The sequence below is a fragment of the Streptomyces tauricus genome (assembly GCF_014650955.1).
Classification (GTDB): Bacteria; Actinomycetota; Actinomycetes; order Streptomycetales; family Streptomycetaceae; genus Streptomyces; species Streptomyces tauricus.
Map to the genome: position 1 here is coordinate 438,186 of NZ_BMVY01000001.1, position 17,627 is coordinate 455,812.

A 17,627-nucleotide genomic window follows, 5' to 3' on the forward strand; every position below is an offset into this window, starting at 1 on the left:
CGCGATCTTTTCGGTCGGCCGAAACGAGAGGAGGCATGCGGAAGGGACGGAAGCTGTCAAGCCGGTAGTGTGACGGCATGGTCAAGGTGGAGAAAGAACAGACAATCGCCTGTACACCGGAAGCCTTTCTCGGCTTTGTGCTGGACGTCGAACGGTACATCGAAGTCGACGACAAGATCGGCGCGATCTCCTGGGTGCGCAGGGACGGCAATCTCACCGAGTTCAAGTTCCAGCCGCGACTGCCCGGCCTGCCCCTTCCGGAGCCGAAGGCAATTGCCCAGATGAGGCTCACCCCAGGTGAAAGCATCGACATCCGGCTGGCTCCGCTGCCCCTCAACAAGTTCAATCACCGCATGGCGGAATTCGGCGCGCGATTCTCCTGCGAGCCCGTGGAAGGCGGCATCCGGGCCACCCGGATGATTTCCTTCCGCTTCAACCCCCTCACCCGGTGGATGCTCGATCCGGTGCTCAGGCGCACCCTGCCCGCGTCCGTCGAGCGGGAACTGCGGTTGAGCAAGGCGATTCTGGAACGCGGCGAAACCGGATAGCCTCGGAAATACGATCCGCGCACAGGTCGACGACAAGGGGAAACCCATGCCCGTATCGGCGAACGACGCGACCCCGGACGTCAGTCCGGACGCGAACCCGGACGCCAATCCGGGAGCGATTCCGCACGTCGGTCCGGACACGACCCCGGAACCGGCCGCCGAACGATACGCGCATGTCATCGTGATCGGCGCCGGATTATCGGGAATTGCCGCTGCGGTCAAACTGCGACGCGGCGGCATCACGGACTTCCTGATCCTGGAGAAGGCCGACCGCGTCGGCGGGACCTGGCGGGAGAACACCTATCCGGGCTGCGCCGTCGACATTCCCTCGCCGATCTACTCCTTCTCCTTCAACCCCAATCCCGAGTGGAGCAGGAACTTCGTCGGCCAGCCAGAACTGCTGGCCTACATCGAGGCCACGGTCGACAAGTTCCGCCTGGCCCCGCACCTGCGCCTCGGCACCGAACTGCTCGAAGCCGCCTGGTCCCAGGAGCGCCGGCGCTGGGTGCTGGAGACCAGCAGGGGACGCCTCACCGCCCAGCACGTCGTCTTCGCCTCCGGCCTCCTCCACGAGCCGATCGTCCCGGACCTGCCCGGACTGGACGGCTTTCCCGGGCCCGTGTTCCACTCGGCCCGCTGGAACCACGACGTGGACCTGACCGGCAAGCGGGTGGCCGTCATCGGCACCGGCTGCTCGGCGATCCAGCTCATCCCCGAGATACAGCCGCAGGTGCGCAGGCTGTACGTCTTCCAGCGCACCGCCGCCTGGGTCATGCCGCGGCTCGACTTCCGGGTCCCACGGGCCGTCCAACGGCTCTTCCGGCACGTACCGTTCACCCAGCGGCTGTTCCGCGGGATCTGCGACGCCGTCCTGAGAACGCTCGCGCTCCTCATGCGCCGCGCGAGGGTCGCACGCCTGCTCACCCCGGTCGGCAAACGCGTCCTCAAACGCCAGGTGCCCGACCCGGAACTACGTGCCCGGCTCACCCCGGACTTCACCATCGGCTGCAAACGCCTGCTGCTCTCCAACAGCTATCTGCCCGCCATGTCCCGGCCCAACGTCCAGCTCGTCCCGCACGCCCTCGCCGCCGTCGAGGGCGGCGAACTCATCGCCGCGAACGGCGAGCGCGCCGAAGCCGACGTCATCGTCCTAGGCTCCGGATTCGAGCTGCGCCACCCGCCGATCGCCGAACGGATCCGGGGGCGCGACGGCAGAACGCTCGCCGACACCTGGGCCGTCGACAGCCCCGAGGCCTACCGGGCGACCACCCTGCCGGCCCTCCCCAACGCCTATCTGCTGCTCGGCCCGAACATCGTGATGTACAACTCGCTGCTCGCGCTCGCCGAAGCCCAACTCGACTACATCGTCGACGCGATACGCACCGCACGCGACCGCGGTCTCGACGCCCTGGAGATCCGGCCCGGGCCGTTCCGCTCGTTCAACGACGAGGTGCAGCGCGGCCTCGCCTCGACCGTCTACAACAACGGCGGCTGCACCAGCGTCTACCTCGACGAGAAGGGCAAGAACTTCGTCACCTGGCCCTGGTCGACCAAGAGGCTGCGCAAGGACCTGGCCCGCTTCGACATCGAGAACTACGCCACGACCCCCGCGGAGCGCTGAATGTACGACTACACCCAGCCCCTCAAGCGCAGCGAGGCCAGCCGCGCCAAGGTACGGCGGCAGACGGACATCGAGCTGCGCGGCCGGCGATGGACCCTGCTGCCGGACGTGTTCTCCCCGGCCGACTCCCGATCCAGCCTGGCCCACCTCGATCTGCTGAAGTTCCCGGTCGACGGAACCTTCCTGGAGATCGGATCAGGCACGGGACTGATAGCCGTCAGCGCCGCGCTCGCCGGCTGCCGAGCCGTCCACGCCACCGACCTCAACCCCGCCGCTGTCAGGAACACCGCGCTCAACGCGGAGCGCTTCGGCGTCGCCGACAAGGTGACCAGCGTCGAGAGCGACCTCTTCGACGGACTGCGCGACGCACCCGCCTTCGACGTCGTCTACTGGCACTCCAACAACGTGTGGGCGCCGCCCGAACTCGACATCAACGTCCACGAGCTGGCCTATGTCGACCCCGGATACGAGGCGCACCGACGGTACTTCCGCGAGGCCCGGCGCTATGTGGCGCCCGAGGGCCGGGTGCTGATCGCGCTGAGCAGCCGTGCCGGCCGCGCCGAACTGGAGGAGCTGGCGGCGGCCGAGGGGCGGGGCCTGCGGACGGTCGACTCCACGACCGTGGAGGAACCGGAGGGCCCGGTGGTCTACGAACTGCTGGAGGTCGTCCCCCTGTGATCGCCGACCTGCCACCGGCCGCGTCACCGACGTGAAACCACCACCCGCCGCTCGCCGGAACCGCCCGAGAAGAGGCCCCCCTTGATCTTCGACAAGCTGCTGGCTCTGCCCAGCGACGCCGAGCCCTGGATCGTCGACCATCAGCCGATCATCGTCACCGCCCAGGACGAGAGGATCGCGCCGAGCGAGATAGCGGACGCCGCCGCGCGGGCCGCCACCGCCCTGCGCTCCCGCGGAGTGGTCCCCGGGGAGCGGTGCGTCGTCTGGCTGGAGTCCCCGACCGACATCATCGTCGCCTACGCGGCCGTCACCGCGCTCGACGCCGTGCCCATCCTCCTCAGCCCGACCCTCACCGGTCCGGTCGCCGCCTCGATGGTGGAGAACGTCTCCGGGATCGGCGCCGTGATCGCCACCGACGACCGGCTCGCGACCAGCGAGAAGACCTTCCCGGAGAGCGGCCGCCTCGTCGACTGGCGTGACATCGCCGCCGAACTCCCGAGCCACCGAAGGATCTCCCGGCGCCGCGAGGTGGTCTCCGACGCCCCGTACGTCATCGTCCACACCTCCGGCACCACCGGCACCCCCAAACTGGCCGAGTGCTCCAGCGCCAGCATCCGGTTCAACGCCCGGGTGCAGGCGGTCATCCACTGGCTGTCCCGTCTGGACGGACACCTCGCGCTGGTCATCTCCCCGGTGCACGGGCGGACCGTGGTCGGCATCCTCGCCGCGCTCATGCGGCGGGCGCCCCTCCTGCTGCTGCAGGACGACTCACCGGACAACGTGGACCGGATGCTCAAGCGCCACCGGCCCGTCTACCTGGAGACCCACCCCAACACCTTCCGCGCCTGGCAACACCTGGCGCCCGGCGGCGCGTTCCGCTCGATCCGCTTCTTCGGCGCCGGATTCGACGTCATCCACCCCGACACGGTCGCCGCGCTGCTCGCGGGGTCCGACCACCGGTTCGCCGTCTGCGTCGAGGTGTACGGCCAGAACGAGACCGGCCCCATCGCCATCCGCAGCCACCTGAAGGGCATGCAGAGGGCGACGCGCGCACTGCGCCGCATCCAGCGGACCAAACTGCTGCGCGGACACCCCGCCGGACCGCACTTCCCGTTCTGCCGGGTCCGTATCGTCGACGACTCGGGGCGCACGGTACCGGCCGGCACTCCCGGCCGGATGGTGGTCAACACCCCCGGCGTCTTCTCCGGCTACATCAACCGGCCGGACCTGACCTCCCGGAACTACCCCGACAACCGCTGGTGGGACACCGGCGACTGGGGAACGAAGTCGCGCACGGGCCGCATCACCCTCATCGACCGCCAGGTCGACAAGGTCTCCGGCGCCATCAGCGGCATCGGCATCGAGGACATCCTGCTGGAGAAGTTGCCCGAGTTCCTGGAACTGGTCGTCCTGGAGATGGACGGAACCCTCCAGCCCGTCCTGTCCCTGCGCCCCGGCACCGAGTTCCGGCCGCGCGCCTGGGCGGCCGCGGCCGGCCGCCTGCCGAAGATGGCCGAGCCCGTCGTCGTCCCCGACCGCGACTTCCCCCGGACCGTCACCGGGAAGATCCAGCGGGAGCAGCTGAAGAAGACGCTGGCCGATCGGAGCCCGGCCGGCCAGAGCCGTTCCGTACGCCTTTGAGGGAGCGTCCGTATGACCGCCACCAGCGCGTCCGAGGCCACCAAGAACTCAGCGGCCGCGAAGGCCATGGGATACGTCCGGCTCGGCAAGGTCCGGATCTATCACCACGCCTACGGTTGGATTCTCGCCCTGCTCCTGCTGCGCCTGGACGGCCACGTCAGCGGTGACACGGCGCCCGCGCTCGCCCTGCTCCTGCTGATGGTGCTCGCCACCCAGTGGAGCGGGGGCGCCGCCGACGACCTCGGCGGTTTCCGGGACGGCAGCGACGCCCGCAACTACGCGGGCAGGCCGCCCGGCACCGTCGCCAAGAAGCCCCTGCTCACCGGGGTGCTGACGGAGGCGGAGGCGGTCCGGTTCGGCGTCGTGATGTGGGTGATCGCGGTCGCGGCGGGCCTCATCGCCGTGGCCACCCTGGACGGCAGGGCACCGCTGGCGGCCGTCGTGGTGATGCTCGTCGGCCAGATCGCCTCGGTGCAGTACTCGACCGGGCTGAAGCTCAGCTATCTGCCAGGCGGCCTCGAAGTCACCATCTTCTACGTGATCGGCTGCATCGGCCTGGTGCCGTACTGGCTGGTCGCCGGCCAGGTCACCGCCGAAGCCCTGTTCACCGCGGCGCTGGTGGGAGTGTGGTTCCTGCTGATCGTGTCCTACGGCAACGCCTCCGACAAACAGGGCGACTCCGAGGTGTCCCGGCACACCATGGCCGTGCTGCTGCCACTCGGGGCCTTCAAGGTCTTCCTGTCCCTGCTCTTCGCCGCCAGCGTCACCCTGCTGACCCTGCTGTTCACCACCACCCGGTTCGACCCGCTGCTCGCCCTGACGGTCGTGCCGGTCGTCGTCCTGCACGCCGTGCAGCTCTACTTCGGCGCCGGAAAGGAAGAGTGGCGCAAGGCGCGGTTCATCGGGCTCAGCTCGGTCGACCTGGGCTGCCTGGGACTGGCACTCGCCTTCGTACTGGCATGAGGGCTTCAACGAACGCCTCCATGACGGCGGCCTCCACGACGGCGACCGACATGACGGCGGCGTACATCACGGGCTTCGGCGGGGCGGACGCGATCCGTGTGGGCCGGCTGCCGAGGCCCGTCCCCGGCCCGGACGAAGCGCTCGTCCGGGTCGACGCCGTGGCCGCCGATCACGTCGACACCTTCGTCCGCTCCGGCGCGTACGCGACCGACGTCCCCTTCCCCTTCGTGATCGGGCGGGACCTGGTCGGCACCGTCGCCGTGCCCGCCGGCCCCTTCGCCGCCGGCGACCGGGTGTGGTGCAACAGCCTCGGCCACGACGGCAGACAGGGCTCGTTCGCCCAGTACGCCGCCGTCCCGGTGGACCGGCTCCATCCACTGCCCGCCGGAGCCGACCCGGTGGCCGCGGTGGCCGTACTGCACACGGCGGCCACCGCGCACCTCGGCCTGTTCCGCACCGCCCGCCTCCAGAGGGGCGAGACGATCCTGGTCCTGGGCGGCGGAGGCGGCGTCGGCAGTGCCGTCGTCCAGCTCGCGGCCACGGCCGGCGCGCGGGTCGTCGTCGTCGACCGTGCCGAGAACGCCGAGTGGTGCCGCGCCGGCGGAGCCGACCAGGTGCTCGACCGCGACGACCCGAACACACCCGATACCGTCCGTGACCTGGCGCCCGGCGGAGTGGACGTGCTCTGGGACTGCTCCGGGCACCATGACTTCGAGACGACCGTCCCGTTGCTCGCGCGGGGCGGTCGCGTCGTGCTCACGGCCGGGCTCCACGTACGCGCCGTCCTGCCCGTCGGTGCCGTGTACACCCGGGACATCAGCGTGCGCGGCTTCGTCATCAGCAACGCGTCCGCGGCCGAACTCGCCGAAGCCGCCGAGGACATCAACCGCGAACTGGCGCGAGGCCGCCTCAAGGGCAGGATCCGGGCCACACTTCCGCTCGCCGAGGCCGCCCGCGCCCACCGCATGCTGGAGGGCCACGAGGGCACGGGCGCCCCGGGCCGCGTGGTGCTGCTCCCCGAAGATCCGTGGCGAGCGCGTCTGAACAGGGCCGACAAGGAAGGAAGGCACACGTGCCGCGTCTGCTGAGCAAGGAATGGTGGGAAGAGCGAGTCCTGCGCATGTACGACTCGTGGCGCGACCCGGTGACCTGGCACGTCGCCGAGACGCCCGACGGACCGAAGGACCTGCGCCAGTTCAAGAGGCGCCGCTTCGCCCTGCTGGTCACCTACAAGCGCAACGGTGACGCCGTACCGTCGGCGATGTGGTTCGGGCTCAAGGACGGCCGGGCCTATCTGCGGACCGGCTGCGACTCATGGAAGGTGCGGCGCATGCGGAACAACCCGCAGGTCCTGTTCGCGCCGTCCAACATCCGGGGCAAGCCGAAGGGCGCGGTCCTCGCCTGCACGGCGCGCATCCTGCCCGACGAGGAGAAACCGGCCGCCGCGCGGATCATCGCGGGCGCCTACGGGGCCGGCCGCAAGCTCTACGACCGTACGGTCGCCACAGTCTACGAGGAGGCGGCCTACATCGAGATCACGCCCAACGCCCTGGTGCAGGCGGAGGCGCAGGCGGCGGAGGAGTCAGCCGCACGGCGCGTGGAACAAGCACGGGACTGACGGAGCGGAGCGGCGCCGCTGGGTGAACGCGGGGCGTGAGCGGGGGAGTTGCCTGCTTTCCCGGTCACGCCCCGCGCTGCGCACAGCATTCAGCGTTCCGCACCGACCTCGGTCCGGGGTTCGGTCCTGCTCTCCTCCACGCTCGGCTCCTCACGCAGGCCGGCCTTGGCGTGCAGCGCCCGGAGCGGCTTCGGCGCCCACCAGTTGCCCTTCCCGACCAGCCGCATGAACGCGGGCACCAGGAGGCCCCGTACCAGGGTGGCGTCCATCAGGACCGCCAGCGCCAGTCCGAGCCCGATCGCCTTGAGATAGACGATGCCCGAGATGAGGAAGCCCAGGAACACGATGGAGATCAGCACCGCCGCGGCCGTGATCATCGAGCCGGTGCGTTCGAGTCCGCGGGCCACCGACGCCGTGTTGTCGCCGGTTCTGTCGTACTCCTCCTTGATACGGGACAGCAGGAACACCTCGTAGTCCATGGACAGCCCGAACGCGAGGCAGAACAGCAGCAGGGGCACGGTCCAGGTGATCGAGTCCGTCACCACGAAGTCCCCGACGACGCCTCGCAGATGGCCTTCCTGGAACCCCCACACCAGGACGCCCAGGGTGGCGCTCAGGCTCAGGCAGTTGAGGACCAGCGCCTTGAGGGGGAGCAGCAGACTGCCGGTGAACAGGAACAGCACCACGAAGGAGCTGACCGCGATCACGGCGAGGGCGGCGGGCAGCCGGGCGTTCATCGAGTCGATGGAGTCGGTGAGTTCCGCCGCGGGTCCGCCCACCTGCACGGCGTACGGGGCCGGGAGGCTTCGCAGGTGTGTCACCAACTGCCTGCCCCGCTCCGACATCGACTGGTCGCGCGGCACCACGGACAGGTAGGTGCTGTCCTCGGCGCCGAACCGCGCGGAGTGGACCGAGGGCCGTTGGACGAGCCGGCCGTCGGCGAAGGTCCCGGCCTCGCTGTCCACCCGCGCCACCCCGTCGAGCCCGGACAGCCGCTCGGCGTACGGGGCCACCTGGCGGGCGCCGGGTCCCGGGGTGTCGCTGAGGACCACATTGAGGGCCTGGGTCTCCTGCGCCCGGAAGTTGTCCCGGATGACGCCACCGACCTGCCGGGCCTGGCTGTCGGCCGGGAGCACCCGCTCGTCCGGCAGGCTCAGCCGCAGGCCGAGGAAGGGCGCGCCGAGCAGCAGCAGAAGCGCGACGACGGCACCGGCGACCGGCAGCGGGAACCGCATGACACCCATGGCCAGCCGGTACCAGAACCCTTCCCGGGCCACGCGTTCCCCGGCACCGCGTTCTCCGGCCTCGCGCTTCCCGACTCCCCGCGCCGCGGTCGCGGCGGACCGACGGCCGGGGAGCCGCCCCTTCTCGATGCGGTGGCCCAGCACCTTCAGCAGCGCGGGCAGGAAGGTGAGCGAGACGAGGGCGGCGAGCAGGGCGGTCGGGATCCCGGCGTACGCGAACGAGCGCAGGTAGTAGAACGGGAACACCAGCAGCGCGGCGAGTGCCAGGGTGACCGTCACCGAGGAGAACAGCACGGTACGGCCCGCCGTGCGCAGCATCAGGGCGATCGCCTGGTCGGTCCCGGTGCCCCGGTCCCGTTCCTCCCGGTAGCGCTTGATGAGGATCAGGCTGTAGTCGATGGCGAGGCCGAGGCCCAGTCCGGTGGCGACGTTGCTCGCCAGCGCGGAGACCTCGGTGAACAGGGTCAGGACCCGGACGACCAGGAGGACGGACAGGATCGTCAGCCCGCTGACCAGCAGCGGCACCAGGGCGGCGACCACACTGCGGAACACGAACAGCATCACGACCAGCAGGACCGGGAAGGTCACCGCCTCGATTTTGAGGAGGTCCTTCTCTGTGGTCTCGGACATCTCCTTGTCGGCGAGGGCGTTGCCACCCACCCGGACGTCCAGCCCCTGGGGTGTGTGCCGGTAGCGGTTCTCCAGCCGTTCGAAGGTGTCCTGCACCCGGTCCTCGTCGCCGGAGAGCCGGGCCATCACCAGGGCCTGCCGCCCGTTCTTCCCGCGCAAGGGCTCGGCCCTGCCCAACGACCAGTAGGAGACGGCCTGTTCGACCCCGGGTTCACCGGCCACCCGGGTGGTGAGCCGCGCACCCGCGGCGGCGACGGCGGGGGAGTCCACGCCTCGCTCGTCGGAGACCAGGAGGACGAGGTCCGGGGCGCCCGCCCCGAATCGGTCGTCCATCGCCTTCGAGGTTCGCGCCGACTCCGTCGACTCGTCGACGAAGCCTCCGGCGGACAGTTCCTGGAGCACACTCCCGCCGAGCGCACCCGCGACGACCAGCAGGACCCCGGAGAGATACAGCACGAGTCCGCTGCGGCGGCAGGCGAGTCGGGCCAGTGAGGCGAACACGTCGGCTACCCCCTTTCGCGCCGCGGCTTCCTGGACGAACGGTTCACCCGGAGCGCGCGCAGCAGCGTGGCGGGAGCGGCCAGGGAACTGGGATGACTGCGCATATAGGTCACGGAGTTGAACCGCACGGCGACCTCCCGGTCCGTGACGGAGGCCTCCGCCATCTGCTCGGCGAACCACTTCGTGAGGCGGTAGCCGCGCGGGTAGGGGCCGTGTACGTCGGGACGGGCCAGGTCGGCGGCGGTGGATATCTGCCAGGCCGCGTCCACCACGACACGCTGGTCGGCGAAGAAGGCGCGGGCATGTCTGCGCAGATCCGGCGCCGACCGCAGGTAGTGCGAGAGGGCGGACGCGTGCAGGGCCGCCGAGGACATGCCCTGTCCGTAGATCGGGTTGAACGAGGCGACCGCGTCACCGAGGCTGATCAGCCGCGCCGGGAACCGTTTCAGCAGGTGGTAGTCGCGGCGGCGGCTGTCGGCCTGGTGGTAGGTGAGGATGTCGCCGAGCTGCTCGCCCTCGACCGCCTCGCGGTACACGGGCGGCAGTTCGCCGCACAGCTTCCGGAACTCGTCCACGTCCCGGATGGGCGGCTGCTTCCCGTAGTTGGCGAGGGTGATGAGCCAGCGGTCGCCCTCGATGGCGGTGATCGCGCCGCTCGCCACCCGGGGCGGGATCGCGGTGGGGGTGCGGTAGGCGATGGCCGCGGCCAGTTCGGGGTCGCTCGTGGTCCGCCGGAAGTAGCCGGTGGCGTAATCGATGTCGATGGCCATGCGGCGCATCGCGGGCCGCTCCCAGCCGGCCTTCTCCAGCCAGTCGCCCAGTTTGCTCGCCCGCCCCATCGCGTCGACGACGAAGTCGGCGTCCTCGACCCACTCTTCGACACCGGACCCGACACCGGACCCGACACCGGACCCGGGGCGGGAGACCGGGCCGCACCGCACCCCGCTGACGGCATCACCGCGGAACTCCAGCCCGATCGCGCGGCAGGTGAGCACCTTCACGTTCGGCAGGGCCAGGGTGCGGCGGCGGACCAGCGCCTCCAGGAACGGCCTGCTGCTGGAGATCAGCCCCATCGCGCCGTCGCTGACCTTCGGGACGCCGTCCGCGTAGGCCCGGATGGTGTACGGCGACGACACGATCGCGCCACCCGCCCGCGCTTCTTCCTCGAACCCCGGGAACAGCCGCTGGAGTTGCATCCGGCCGCCGTGCATCAGGGTGTGCAACTGCCCGTCGTGCGGGGTGCCCGGCCGTGCGGCGGCGGCCGGGGGCAGGGAGTCCCGGTCGACGACCACCACGCTCTCGGCGTGGTCGGAGAGGACTCGCGCGGCCAGCAGCCCGGCGAGACTCCCGCCGAGCACCACGGCCTTGGCCATCAGCGTCCGGGTTCTCGTGACGGGCTCGTCGGTACTGAGGCGGGCGAACACGCGGGCGGCAGACTCGGACACGAGAACCTCCAGACAGAACGCCGGCATCATCCGGCCGCTACGGGGCGCGCACGCATGCGTCCGACGAAGAGAGTGAGGTGTGCTCGTCCGCCCGGTCCCAGCGTTCCGCCGCAGCCCGGTCACCCATGCTTCATCGCACCCCGCAACGGCGCAAGAACCATCTGCCGCAGGCGATACGCGACTTCCCTTTGGCGAAAAAGCATCCTCATGGGCGGCTGCTGCTTGACGAAGAGACGGTCAGTGGCCTCCCCGGTTCTCGACGCAGGGGCCCGTTCCGGGCTGGGGTTCGGCGTAGGCGCCGTGCACCTCGCTGGTCAGCTGGTCCTTCGTCACGTAACCGGACACGCACACGACTCCCGTGTGCAGGCTGTAGAACCCGTACCCGATGTAGACGCCGTGCTCCTTGCCGCAGCCGAGACGCTTCAGCGCCGCCGCGATCCGCTTCTCGTCGAAGACGCCGTACGCGCCGGAACCACCCTCTTCCCGGACCTTCTCCAGTTCCTTCCTGACAAGCCTGGCCGAGGCCTGACCCTGGGCGAGTTTGCCCTCGGCCAGAGGTGCTTGCATGCGGTAGGCGTGATTCTCGGCGTAGTGCGGCGGGCGGTCCTCGTTCGCTCCCGAACCCCCTTCCGAGCGGTCGCGATCGGCGCTCGGACGGGGCGAGGACGGCTGCTCGGTGGGCACACCCGTGGGCACCTCGGCGGGCTGCGCGCACTTCGGCCGGGGAGGGTAGGAGGTCTGAGGCGTGGCCGACTGCGGCTGACCGCTGTGCTCGGTGCCGCAGGCGGTCATGGTCGCCGCGATGAGGACGGCCGCGCTGACCGTCCGTCTGAGGAGCCTGGGCGCAAAGGACGTGGGCGTGGGCATGGAGGAAGTCTGAGGCCTTGGGCAGCAGGTGTCATGAGCGGAGGTACTCATACGGTGGCGGGCTTCACCAAGGGCAGCGAAAGCGCCGGCCCACGCCTCCGGAGCGGGAGGCATGGGCCGGTGAACGTACGCAGTCCTGCCTGTTCCAGTTGTCCTACTTGAGGGTGATCGCGTACACCTGGACCCGAGGATCGTTCTGCAGGCCGATGGAGCGCACCGTCTTCGACGCGTCCAGGTCCGCCGAGGCGCCGAACAGGCGCACCGGCGGGCCGTCCACACCCTGACCGCGCTTGATCCGGTGCGGCATCTCCAGGACCACGGAGCTGCCCTGCGGTGCTGATCCCGCCCAGTCGCCCACGGGGACGGGCACTTCGGCGGTGGTCCCGTCGGTGTAGCGGACGGTCAGCGCCGTCGTCACCGGGCCGTGGTGGGCCACGGCGACCACGCGCAGCGCGCCGTACGAGCCGGACGGAAGCAGCATGGACTGGCCGCGGGCCTCAACGAAGTTCTCGGCCGTCCCGGACGGATCGGGAGCGGCATAGGTCACGCCGCCCCAGACGACCGGACCCGCCGCGGGCAGCAGATCACCGTCGAAGCTCCAACCACCGCCGTCGAAGTCACCCTGGTCGGACGCCGCGACCGTCGCGGTTCCGTCGTGGTTCAGCTCCTTGCCGAGGTCCACGGCACACTGCTCGTCGATGTCAGGCGCGCAGCGGGCCGCGGCGCGTACCTCGATCGTCGCGACGCGTTCCACGCTCTTCACCCCCTTCGCGGCAGCCGTGATCCGCACGGTGTACGAACCCGGCGCGGTCCCGGCCGGCACACTCACGTCCACCGTCGCGGTCCGCTGGACCGGAAGACGGCGGGACGTGAGGGAGAAGGGCTCCGAGGTCTTCGCGGTCCAGCCGCTGGGAGCCTTCGCGCCGACGGTCACCCGCAGGGTGCCGGGAGACTGGCCCAGCACGTCCAGCTTCAGACGGACGCTCTGCGCGCTGTCGGCCGTCGGCAGGACGTCGGAAGCGGTACGTAGCGACGCGTCGAGGTGCCGACGCGAATCGGCTGCGGCGCGGTTCACGGACGGCGGCTCGTCGCCCTTGCCCGTACCCCACGCCGACGGCTTGCCGGTCATCTCGAAGGCGAGGTTTCCGCCCTTGGCGACCGCGTCCCAGTCCAGCCAGGTCGCGCGCAGGTTCTTCCCGCCGAACTTCGCCTGCCTCACATAGCGTTGGGCGTCGCTCGTACCCGGCGCCTTGACGGTCAGGGTGCCGCCCTGCTGCTTCCCGTAGGCGCCGATGCGAATGGCCGCCGAGGGGAACTGCGGGCTGGACACGGCGAGGAAGTCGCCACCGTTCGTCGTCGGGTACAGGCCCAGGGAGGAGAAGACGTACCAGGCCGACATGGTGCCCAGGTCGTCGTTGCCGGTCATGCCGTCGGGCCCGTCCGTGAAGAGCGTCATCGCGGCGCGGACCACGGTGGCGGTCTTGGCGGGCGCACCGGACCACAGGTACATGTACGGGGCGTGCAGATCGGGCTCGTTGTTCGGGTTGTACGTCGGCTTCCCGTAGTAGTCGTACGGCGCCGAGATCCAGTCCTCGCGAGCGGTCTTCGCAGGGTCGGCGAGGAGCTTGTCGTAGGCGAAGAAGGAGTCGAGCCGCTTCTCGGTCGCCTTCTTGCCGCCCATCAGGGAGACAAGACCGGCCGGGTCCTGGGGCGCGAGCCACTGGTACTGGTAGGCGCCGCCCTCATGGAACTGGTGGCCCGCCTCGACCGGGTCGTACGGCGTCAGCCAGGTGCCCTCGGCCGTACGCGGCCGGAACTGCTGGATGGAGGAGTCCCACAGGTTCCGGTACCACTGGCCGCGCGCCGCGAACATCCGGGCGTCCGCGCTGTGTCCCAGCCCCTTGGCCATCAGCGCCAGCGACGCGTCCGCCGCCGCGTACTCCATGGTCGCCGAGGCGGGATGGCGGCAGTCGTTGTCACCGCCCTTGTCGGCGCAGTCCTTCCCCGGCTCCAGCCCGCTGGGTATGTATCCGCGCTTCTGGTACGCGGCCACGCCCGCACGGCCGTTGTAGGGGGAGTCGGCCGGTGGCGTACTGACCGCGTTCTTCCTCAGCAGCGCGTACGCCTCCTTCTCGTGGCCCGCGAGCAGGCCCTTGGACCACGCCTCGACCAGGAAGGGCGTCACCGGGTCGCCGGTCATGATGTTGGTCTCGCTGTTGGCGAGCGACCAGCGCGGCAGCCAGCCGCCGTCCCGCCCGATCGCGACGACCGACAGCGCGACATCACGGGCGACCTTCGGCTCCAGCATCTGGAGCAGCTGATTCTGCGGCCGGTGGGTGTCCCACAGCGACAGGTTCTGGTAGGGCGTGAACCCCGACGCCAGATGGTTCTTCCCGTCGAAGCCCGCGTACCGGCCGTCGACGTCCCCGGCGAGGTTCGGGTGCAGTTGCGCGTGGTAGAGCGCGGTGTAGAAGGCGCGTTGCCGCTCCGCCGACCCGCCGCCGATCCTGACAGCGTCGAGCTGCCGCTCCCAGGTCGCGTGCAGCGCCGCGCGCGTGGCGTCGAAGTCGTACGAGTCCTGCGTCTCCGCGGTCAGGTTCTTGCGGGCGCCTTCGACACCCGTGTAGGAGAGCCCCACCTTGACGACGACGTCACGGTCGGCGTCGGCGTCGAAGGTCACCCAGGCACCGTTGTCGCCCTCGCCGGCCGCGTCCCGTTCACCGGGGGTGGGGGTGTTCCCGCGCCAGGCGCCGTGCGAGGTGAACGGCCGGTCGAAGGTCGCGGTGAAGTAGACGGTGTGCTTGTCCTTGCCCGCGCAGAAGTTGCCCGCCTCGACCCGGCCCTCGACGGTCCGGTCACCGACGACATGCACTTCCGAGCTGTAGACCTTCTGGTTGGCCTTGCCCGTGTTGAACAGGACGTTGGCGCGGTCGGTCGACGGGAAGGTGTAGCGCTGCCATCCCGTGCGGGAGGTGGCGGTCAGCTCGGCGTCGATGTCGTACGTCTTCAACCCGACGCGGTAGTAACCGGGTTCGGCGTCCTCGTCGTCGTGCGAGAACGTCGAGCGGTAGGCATTCGGATCGACGCTGTCGACCGCTCCCGTCGTCGGCATGATCGGCAGCTCACCCATGACGGAGCAGCCGACACCGGAGAGGTGGGTCTGGCTGAACCCGTGGATCTTGTCCTGCTGGTAGTCGTAGCCGCCCTGGCCGCCGGTGTCCGGACTGACCTGCACCATGCCGAAGGGAGCACTGGCGCCGGGGAAGGTGTTGCCGAAGTTCTGGGTACCGATGAACGGGTTGACCAGGGATGTCGGTTGACCGGCGGCCGCGGGTGCCTGGGCGACGGCGGGCACCGGAGCCAGGGCGCCCCCGGCGACGAGCAGTGCGGCGAGGACTGTCGACGCGCGGTTGCGCCATCGGTGGAGGGGTCTGTGCATGGAAGCGGGCTCCTGTTCCTCACTCTTCATGTGCTGCGCACGGAAGGAAGCGCCGGCTCGAAGGGGCCGGCGCTCGTGTGTGTGCCTGGGGTGAGGGGAAACCGGCACGGAAAGGAGGCGGTGTGCAGGTCATCGCGTCGAGCCCCCCTCGCAGCGCAATCAGCGGCATCTGGCTGGATCGAAGCGGACTAGATCACGCGTCTGACATCGTTGTCAAGAGTTCTGACGCGGACTGGTGGTGGTGCGTCTGTCTGGGGTCACCGGCGGCCGGTTGCCGACCGGCGAGTGGCCGGCGGGCGGTCGGCCGCGGCCTGCCCGTCGAGCACCTTTAGGCGGGCGACGGGCGACGGGCGACGGGCGGCAAGTGGTGGCGGCGGGTAGCGGGTCGCAGGCGGTGGACGGCGGCCGGGTGCGGCGGGAGCCGACGCTGGCAGCGGGGGCAGTGGGCGGCGGCGTCCCGCTCGTACCTCCGCCCCCTCAAGAGGTCACGTCTGTGGGGAGATTGCGCGCTCGGGGGTGCGGCGGGAGTGGAGCCACTGGGCGAGCAGTGCGAGGGCGGCGAGGAAGGCGACGGTGGCGGCGTAGGCGACGGACGTCTCGTGTAGCCCCGTATGGGTGGTGGCGATTCCGGCGACGACGGCGGGCACGCTGAAGGACAGGTAGGAGATCACGAAGGCCACGGAGAACAGTTCGCCGCGTTCGGAGGGCTTGGCCATACGGGCCAGCGTGCCGAAACTGGCGAGGGAGGAGGCGCCGAATCCGACCCCGGCGACCAGGGTGCCGAGTGCCGCGGTGAGCAGCGAGTCCTCCTCGACCCCGGTCAGGGCGACGACCGTGCCGGCGAACAGCAGGCCGGCGCCGAGCGCGAGGGTGCGGGCTACGGGCCAGCCGCGCAGCGCGATCGCGGTCAGGCAGGCCGGTACCGTCAGCAGGGTGACCACCAGGCCACCGACGACGTGACTGGAGAGGCCGAAGAGGCCCACGGCGACCGACGGTCCGAGCGAGAGGTACAGGCCGCCCAGCGCCCAGCTCGCGACGAGGATCGGCACCAGGCGCAGCAGGTCCGCCCGCAGGTGGGAGGCGACTTTGAGGCGGGGCTGGAGCGAGCGGGCGGCTCCGGGCCGCCGCAGTGACGTCTCGGGCAGTGCCGTGACCACGGCCGCGGCCAGGACGAGGCCCGCCAGCAGCAGTACGTACACGAGCCGGGTCGGGTGGGGCCCGTACTCGACGAGGAAACCGCATCCCAGAGCACCGAGGCCCAGCCCGAAGGTCGGCGCCGCGCCGGTGACGACGCCGGCACGGTGTGGTGCGTGGGTGGGGTTCAGGTCGGCCAGGGCCGCGCCGAGGGCGGTCATCGCGGCCCCCGTGGCGACGCCTTGGACCAGTCGCGCGGTCAGCAGCAGGGCCACGCTGTCCGCGACGAGGAAGAGCGCCATCGACGCGGCTTCCAGGGTGATCGCGGAGAGCAGTACCGGGCGGCGGCCGAGATGGTCCGACAGGGAGCCGAAGACCAGCAGCGCCGCGATCATCCCGAGCACGTAGACGGCGAACACCGTGGTGAGGGTGGTCGCGGAGAAGTCCCACCGCTGCTGGTAGACGACGTAGAGCGGTGACGGCGCGCTGGACGCGGCCATGAAGAGGACGAAGACGACGGCGATGGCGGCGAATGCGGTCGGACGGTTGAGCTCGCGGCGGGTTCGACGGGGTGGGGCGGTATCGGACGGCGGCGGTATCTGGTTGTCGTTGTCGGGCAGGGCGGAGACGGGCACGACTCTCTCCAAACGCAGTGATCGATGCGTTAAGGACGCTACCACTAACGCAACGATCAGTGCGATAATTTCCCCATGGTTGACGCTCAAGCTCAGGTACGCCCCGGCGGTCGCTCCGCGAAGGTCCGCGCGGCCGTACACCACGCCGTCGCACAGCTCCTCGCGGAGGAACCCGCGGAAGCCCTGACGATTCCCGCCATCGCCGCCCGCGCGGGCGTGCACCCGACCACGGTGTACCGGCGCTGGGGCTCGGCCGCTCAGCTCCTTGGCGATGTGGCCACCAGCCGGTTCAGCGGTGACGTCGTCGTGCCCGACACCGGGACGCTCACCGGTGACCTGGAACGCTGGCTCGGCGACGTGGCCACCGACCTCACCGACCCCGACACCCTTGCTCTCATTCGCGCCACCATCGGCTCCGGGCCGGACGGTGGTTGCGCCTGCCTCGGGGACCGTCATGAGCAGTTGAGCGCCATCATCGAGCGCGAACGCTCGCGCGGTGGCCGTGCCCCCGAGGTGGAGCACGCCGCCGACTTCCTGCTCGGACCGCTGTACTACCGCGCCATCTTCAGCGCCCAGCCGGCCTCCAGCGATTGGGCGCGTGAACTGGTGGCCACGTTCCTCGCGGCGTCCGAGGCGCTGGCCGCCTGAACGGACGCGAGGGTC

Annotated in this window: 13 protein-coding genes; 8 read left to right on the top strand and 5 right to left on the bottom strand. The window is 70.3% G+C overall.

All coding sequences use genetic code 11. The annotated features are described in order from the left end of the window. The first annotated feature begins 77 nt into the window (after positions 1-77). The 7 genes from IE278_RS01625 to IE278_RS01655 all read left to right on the top strand — a co-directional run bounded on the left by IE278_RS01625 (position 78) and on the right by IE278_RS01655 (position 7,069). Positions 78-548 carry an SRPBCC family protein gene (locus tag IE278_RS01625; protein ID WP_189767948.1) on the top strand — a complete coding sequence of 157 codons (471 nt, stop codon included), beginning with the start codon at positions 78-80 and terminating at the stop codon, positions 546-548. Between the two features lie 46 nt (positions 549-594). Then, positions 595-2,169 (top strand): flavin-containing monooxygenase, encoded by a 1,575-nt coding sequence (locus IE278_RS01630; protein ID WP_189767950.1) that lies wholly within the window; start codon positions 595-597, stop codon positions 2,167-2,169. After that, entirely contained in the window at positions 2,170-2,847 is a 678-nt protein-coding gene (locus tag IE278_RS01635; RefSeq protein WP_189767952.1) for a 50S ribosomal protein L11 methyltransferase, read from the top strand. It begins immediately after the preceding gene. An 81-nt stretch (positions 2,848-2,928) separates the two neighbouring features. Beyond that, positions 2,929-4,488: a class I adenylate-forming enzyme family protein gene (locus IE278_RS01640; RefSeq protein ID WP_189767954.1), complete on the top strand. Its 1,560-nt coding sequence runs from the start codon at positions 2,929-2,931 to the stop codon at positions 4,486-4,488. A gap of 12 nt (positions 4,489-4,500) precedes the next feature. Continuing rightward, positions 4,501-5,451: a UbiA family prenyltransferase gene (locus IE278_RS01645; protein ID WP_189767956.1), complete on the top strand. Its 951-nt coding sequence runs from the start codon at positions 4,501-4,503 to the stop codon at positions 5,449-5,451. A gap of 50 nt (positions 5,452-5,501) precedes the next feature. Then, entirely contained in the window at positions 5,502-6,539 is a 1,038-nt protein-coding gene (locus IE278_RS01650; RefSeq protein ID WP_189768999.1) for an NADPH:quinone reductase, read from the top strand. Further along, positions 6,524-7,069 carry a PPOX class F420-dependent oxidoreductase gene (locus tag IE278_RS01655; protein WP_189767957.1) on the top strand — a complete coding sequence of 182 codons (546 nt, stop codon included), beginning with the start codon at positions 6,524-6,526 and terminating at the stop codon, positions 7,067-7,069. The genes IE278_RS01650 and IE278_RS01655 overlap by 16 nt, the downstream gene beginning before the upstream one ends. Positions 7,070-7,158: 89 nt before the next feature. On the opposite strand, the gene IE278_RS01660 is transcribed toward IE278_RS01655, so the two are convergent. The 5 genes from IE278_RS01660 to IE278_RS01680 all read right to left on the bottom strand — a co-directional run bounded on the left by IE278_RS01660 (position 7,159) and on the right by IE278_RS01680 (position 17,108). Next, positions 7,159-9,444, bottom strand: coding sequence for an MMPL family transporter (locus IE278_RS01660; protein WP_189767958.1), 2,286 nt, complete (start codon positions 9,442-9,444; stop codon positions 7,159-7,161). Positions 9,445-9,449: 5 nt separating this feature from the next. Continuing rightward, a complete protein-coding gene (locus tag IE278_RS01665; RefSeq protein ID WP_189767959.1) occupies positions 9,450-10,889 on the bottom strand; it encodes an FAD-dependent oxidoreductase in 1,440 nt (479 codons plus the stop codon). Positions 10,890-11,126: 237 nt separating this feature from the next. Beyond that, a complete protein-coding gene (locus tag IE278_RS42030; protein ID WP_246569680.1) occupies positions 11,127-11,756 on the bottom strand; it encodes a hypothetical protein in 630 nt (209 codons plus the stop codon). 154 nt (positions 11,757-11,910) lie between these two features. Beyond that, a complete protein-coding gene (locus IE278_RS01675; protein WP_189767960.1) occupies positions 11,911-15,195 on the bottom strand; it encodes a GH92 family glycosyl hydrolase in 3,285 nt (1,094 codons plus the stop codon). A gap of 485 nt (positions 15,196-15,680) precedes the next feature. Then, complete coding sequence (locus tag IE278_RS01680; protein ID WP_373311859.1) at positions 15,681-17,108, bottom strand: MFS transporter; 1,428 nt, start codon at positions 17,106-17,108, stop codon at positions 15,681-15,683. On the opposite strand from IE278_RS01680, the gene IE278_RS01685 reads away from it, so the two are divergent. Then, the gene (locus IE278_RS01685; protein ID WP_189767961.1) at positions 17,040-17,612 is read left to right on the top strand and encodes a TetR/AcrR family transcriptional regulator; all 573 of its coding nucleotides are present in this window, start codon (positions 17,040-17,042) and stop codon (positions 17,610-17,612) included. The two genes, IE278_RS01680 and IE278_RS01685, sit on opposite strands and share 69 nt — an antisense overlap. The last annotated feature ends 15 nt before the right edge of the window (positions 17,613-17,627 follow it).

What these genes read in the sequence shown, in the direction of transcription:
- IE278_RS01685 (WP_189767961.1), top strand. Translation starts at nt 17,040, where the DNA reads ATGGTTGACGCTCAAGCTCAGGTACGCCCCGGCGGTCGCTCCGCGAAG.
- IE278_RS01630 (WP_189767950.1), top strand. Translation starts at nt 595, where the DNA reads ATGCCCGTATCGGCGAACGACGCGACCCCGGACGTCAGTCCGGACGCG.
- IE278_RS01645 (WP_189767956.1), top strand. Translation starts at nt 4,501, where the DNA reads ATGACCGCCACCAGCGCGTCCGAGGCCACCAAGAACTCAGCGGCCGCG.
- IE278_RS01625 (WP_189767948.1), top strand. Translation starts at nt 78, where the DNA reads ATGGTCAAGGTGGAGAAAGAACAGACAATCGCCTGTACACCGGAAGCC.
- IE278_RS01650 (WP_189768999.1), top strand. Translation starts at nt 5,502, where the DNA reads ATGACGGCGGCGTACATCACGGGCTTCGGCGGGGCGGACGCGATCCGT.
- IE278_RS42030 (WP_246569680.1), bottom strand. Translation starts at nt 11,756, where the DNA reads ATGCCCACGCCCACGTCCTTTGCGCCCAGGCTCCTCAGACGGACGGTC.
- IE278_RS01635 (WP_189767952.1), top strand. Translation starts at nt 2,170, where the DNA reads ATGTACGACTACACCCAGCCCCTCAAGCGCAGCGAGGCCAGCCGCGCC.
- IE278_RS01675 (WP_189767960.1), bottom strand. Translation starts at nt 15,195, where the DNA reads ATGCACAGACCCCTCCACCGATGGCGCAACCGCGCGTCGACAGTCCTC.